The organism is Mycobacterium sp. (assembly GCF_052144515.1).
Lineage (GTDB): Bacteria > Actinomycetota > Actinomycetes > Mycobacteriales > Mycobacteriaceae > Mycobacterium.
On the sequence record NZ_JBKQQD010000068.1, the window covers coordinates 1 to 4,352 of the forward strand.

Annotated in this window: 3 protein-coding genes, 1 tRNA gene and 1 pseudogene; 3 read left to right on the forward strand and 2 right to left on the reverse strand. The window is 60.6% G+C overall.

What is annotated here, in order from left to right:
- Positions 1-264 precede the first annotated feature (264 nt).
- Positions 265-525 (forward strand): annotated as a pseudogene (locus tag ACLP9N_RS03430) (tyrosine-type recombinase/integrase); the annotation flags it as partial.
- Positions 526-527: 2 nt separating this feature from the next.
- On the opposite strand, the gene ACLP9N_RS03435 reads toward ACLP9N_RS03430, so the two are convergent.
- Positions 528-601 (reverse strand) — tRNA-Ile (locus ACLP9N_RS03435).
- Positions 579-1,832: a tyrosine-type recombinase/integrase gene (locus ACLP9N_RS03440; protein WP_442406080.1), complete on the reverse strand. Its 1,254-nt coding sequence runs from the start codon at positions 1,830-1,832 to the stop codon at positions 579-581. Before ACLP9N_RS03440 ends, ACLP9N_RS03435 begins: the two co-directional genes overlap by 23 nt.
- Before the next feature lie 224 nt (positions 1,833-2,056).
- Here ACLP9N_RS03440 and ACLP9N_RS03445 point away from each other — a divergent pair, with 224 nt between their 5' ends.
- Both ACLP9N_RS03445 and ACLP9N_RS03450 read left to right on the forward strand, forming a co-directional pair.
- Positions 2,057-2,266, forward strand: a complete 210-nt coding sequence (locus ACLP9N_RS03445; protein WP_442406081.1) for a helix-turn-helix transcriptional regulator — start codon at positions 2,057-2,059, stop codon at positions 2,264-2,266.
- 115 nt (positions 2,267-2,381) lie between these two features.
- Positions 2,382-3,341: an AAA family ATPase gene (locus ACLP9N_RS03450; RefSeq protein ID WP_442406082.1), complete on the forward strand. Its 960-nt coding sequence runs from the start codon at positions 2,382-2,384 to the stop codon at positions 3,339-3,341.
- The last annotated feature ends 1,011 nt before the right edge of the window (positions 3,342-4,352 follow it).

The following is a 4,352-nucleotide window of genomic DNA, read 5'->3' on the forward strand; positions in this document are numbered from 1 at the left end:
GTATAGCCGCGTTTCTTCAGCTCCAGCCCATACACGACTGCAAACGGAGCTAGCGGCCCCGTCATCAAAACTCTGCTCACCCTGCTCGCTGGCCTGGCCATGATTGCCTCCTTCTCCCGGGAACAAGAAGGAGAGGATGGTCAGAACCGGCGCCGTTATGCCAACCCAGACACGCCGATCACCCCGGTCTGCAAGGACTTCCACGCCGAGGTCGGCATAACGCGCAGGTCGGCATAATCGTGGTTGTGCCGACATCGGCACAAGCACGACCTGCGGCACACCTGCGCCTCGCTGGCGATCAGCGCCGGGGCCAACGTCAAGGTGGTGCAACGACTGCTCGGGCACAAGACGGCGACGTTGACGCTGGACCGCTACGGGCACCTGTTCCCCGATGATCTGGACGCCGTTGCGGACGCTTTCGATTCTGCTGCGGACGATCTGCGGACGATTACCCGGTCTCCGCGTAGTCGGCTCGAACGAGAAAGCTCTTTGAGCTGGCTATTTAAGGTGGGGCTCACTATTTAAGGTGGGGCGGGCGGGGCTCGAACCCGCGACCAACGGATTATGAGTCCGCGGCTCTAACCAACTGAGCTACCGCCCCTGGTGCTAACTAGCTGCGGATATGGTCTCCGACTCTTAGAATCAGGCTCTGAATACCGCAGTGATACCGCAATGCTGTCGATGGCTTTGCCCAACGCTTCAGCGACCCCAGACAGGTCATCGTCCAGTAGATGGCCGTACAGATCCAGGGTCATGGCTGCGGTCGCGTGGCCAAGCATCCGTTGCACGACCTTGACATTAGCGCCCGCGCTTATCGCCAGAGATGCCGTGGTGTGCCGCAGGCCGTGTGGAACCAGTCCCACGATGCCAACCTCGGCGCACGCCTTGTTGAATGCACGCCGGTACTCCTCAATGGGCAGTAGCCCGCCACGCTGCCGAGGGAATACCAACGCGTCGGTGTCGTCGGGTAACTCATCCTTCAGGCGATCCCACACCGGACCTGGCACAGGAACTTGCCGGGCGCGTCTCGTCTTGGTTGTCGATTCCACGATGCCCTTACCGGTGACATGAGTCGCGGACGCCCTAATGGTCAACTCCCTATCCCCCACATGCCGACGACGGAGTGCAGCGGCCTCGCCGAAGCGCAATCCGCAGTATCCGAGAACAAGGGTCAGAGTCTCAAATCGGCCTGACGCCCTCGCGAGCTTCAACAGCTCACCGTGAGACAGATAGCGCCTTTCACGTTCGGTCGGCTGTGGTAGGTCTTCGGTCCGCTTGATCTCTTGCGCAACATTCTTGGCGATCTTGCCGGTCCGCATTGCGTACTTGAGCACCGCACCAACGAGCTGGTGGGCCTGGGTGATCCGGCTCGCCGATAACCCCGTGCCCTTCTGCGACCCATCTATCGCGAGTCCGCTTAGCCATGCCGAATATGACTCGTAACTAATGCTTTTCAGTGGTACGTCGCCCCATTTGGGCAAAACGATGGTATCCAGTAGTGACCGGTATCCGGCGAGTGTCTTCGGCTTGCGGTGATTCTTCGTCGACATCCAGGTCTCAGCCACTGACCGGAACGTCGCGGTGCTCTTGCGCGGGTCGACATACTCGCCGCGCTGAACATCTGCCGTTAGGCCATCGACATATACCTGCGCGTCTGGCTTGCGGTGGAATACTTTCGTATGCTCCCGTCCCGCGTCATCGACCCAGCGGACACGCCACCGAGTGACCGTGCCGTACACGGCTGAGCGTTCCTTACGGGTTTCGCCGTCGGGGCCTTTGACGCGCTTGTGCCAGCGATCATCGATGCCAGCCCGCTGATGCCTCGTAGTCACATACAGACAGTACCGCAGTAAATCCGCGTGGAGAGTCCGTGAAAAGTTTCCGGTTTCGGCCGACCGGGTCGTGCCATACTTGCAGCAGCAACAAATTCAGCAAGCTGCGGCAACCACACGCCAACGCGAAACGCCTTGTGCCACAGTGCGCACCATCACTTTGAGAGAGGGAGGTAGCTCCGTGATTTTTCCTGCGACGCAGGACGGACGAAAGGAACACTCTCGTGACCCCATCCCCTGGACGGTTAGGGACTAGAGACGCTGCCCAGTACCTCGGCGGCGTGTCTGAAGACACGCTCCGCTACTGGAGATATGCGGGCACCGGACCGCAAAGCTACCGACTTGGTCGCCGCTGCTATTACGACCTCGCCGACCTCGACGCGTGGATCGCCCAGCAGAAGTCCGCGACTCAGCGCGGCGGTGTCTCCGCATGACACCTGACGGTATCCAGCTCTGGGCGGTAACACTCTGCGGACCGCTCACGAAGCCGCAGGTACGTGTGTTACCGACGGCCGCAACCCCCACCCACGTAGAGGGGCGGTAACAGCCATGGCACTCTACGTCGACGTGGCTGCCATTCTGCATGGCGGCATAACACCACCAGAGCCGGGCATTCTGCCGTTCTCCGAAGACTTCTCCCTGTTCTACTCAGGCGAGTTCAACCTGATCTTCGGCGACACCGAATCGGGGAAAACCTGGCTATGCATGGCTGCAGTGGTCTCGGTCTTAAATGAGGGCGGTAGGGCAGCAATCATCGATCTGGACCACAACGGGGCACACAGCATCGTCAACCGCTTGCTGCAGTTCGGCATTGAGGAAGACCTACTCACGGATACCAGTCGATTCCGTCTCGCCGAGCCAGCCGATGCAGTCGACCTCAAAGAGGTCGTACAGAACCTGACGGAGTTTCAACCCGACGTGGTCACTATCGATTCACTCGGTGAAGTGTTGCCCCTGTTCCGGTACAACTCCAATAACGCTGACGACTTCACGATGGTGCACACCGACGTGATTAAGCCCTTAGCGCGTCACGGCGCAGCGGTGCTAGTCGTAGATCACCTCGCGAAGAACGCTGACTCGCGTGCCCAAGGTCCTACCGGCACCATGGCCAAAACACGCGCCGTAGGCGGATTGGCCGTCCGCGTAACCGCACAGCAGGCGTTTCGGCCAGGCGAAGGCGGCACGGCAAAACTGGAGCTGCACAAGGATCGCCATGGCGGCGTGCGCAAGGAATGCCCACCATCCCACGACTCGAAGCCAGTCATCGGCACTTTCGAACTCGTCCAAGATGGCGACGAATTGCGATTCCAGTTCCAGCATGGCCAGGTGACGCCAATCCGCCAGAAGCGCGAGGACGATCCTGTCCAGCTAGCCGCCGACGTGGCGAAGCTTCGTAAAGTTTTCGGAACCACCAAGCCGACTGTGCGACTAGCAAGAGCGACGCTCAGGTGTGGCAATGGCCGCGCCACTAGGGCAGTCCGAGCGTATGAGGCCCCTGAGGCGGCATGAGCGCACGTCGTGGCGTTCCTGAGTAACGACGGCATAAGGGTTGCGCGTTTCCGGGTAACGCTCCGTGCGGGACGGGATGCCGCCTGGGCACGTCGCGGTTCTCGACGGAGCATTCGCGATCATGGGGTTCGGTCAATTCGCATTTTGCATTGCTCGGACCAATTTTTGCCGGAGAGAGCGGACCTGACTGTTGCGTGAGTGTCCCGTCAAACCCCAGGCGGGGGTATACCCCAGGCACCCGATGGCCTTGAAAGAAGGGAAAAGCTATGCGCTGCAAACAAGATGATTGCACCCGGCGGGCACACACGTCCGGCTGGTGCACGACGCATTATCGACGGTGCCGATCCGGCCAGCCGATGGATGCGCCGATCAGGCGCTACGTGCGGATACAAGAGACGGTGGGCAGTACTAATAAGCCCGCAGACGGGAAGCCGGTTCGACGAAAGCGAAAAAGGCCGTTCGAGGCGGAGTGGGCGTTGTTGAAGGAACTTGGCTTGGCCTGAGAGTCGGAACATGCCAGCCGGACTACCGCCATTGATGCGCTCCGGGCCTACTGTTGGCTGGAGTTCCACAGTTCCACACCAGCAGCGCCATGATGGCCGACGCCATCTCCTTGCCCGCTTGGAGGTCATCGTCGGGTGTAGGTCCGCCTCCATCCCAGTGATCTAGCTTGTTGCTTGGGCTGTTTCATCGGATGTGTCCGGCGGGGCCGCGAAAAGTCGTCTGCGTGCAGCATGTCGTTCGGTCCGCGTCACCGCCGGTATGTGCTCGGAGTTGCGATGACGACATCGATGACAAGTCCCAAACGATGCACTCGTGAGTGATGCTCGATCTGCCAGTCGTTGCCAAGCAGGGCGCTCACGTTGATGGGGCGGCATCCGCCCACTAGTGGTCTGTCTCGTCATTGGTTGACCGCTTGGAGCGCGACGCGCCCGCGGGCGACTTTGGCGAGGATGTCTTCGGCGGTGGCGGTCCATACGAATGGTTTGGGGTCGTTGTTGTGCGCGGCGA

Excerpts from the sequence above, each read along its gene's own strand:
- ACLP9N_RS03450 (WP_442406082.1), top strand. The coding sequence starts at position 2,382 with ATGGCACTCTACGTCGACGTGGCTGCCATTCTGCATGGCGGCATAACA.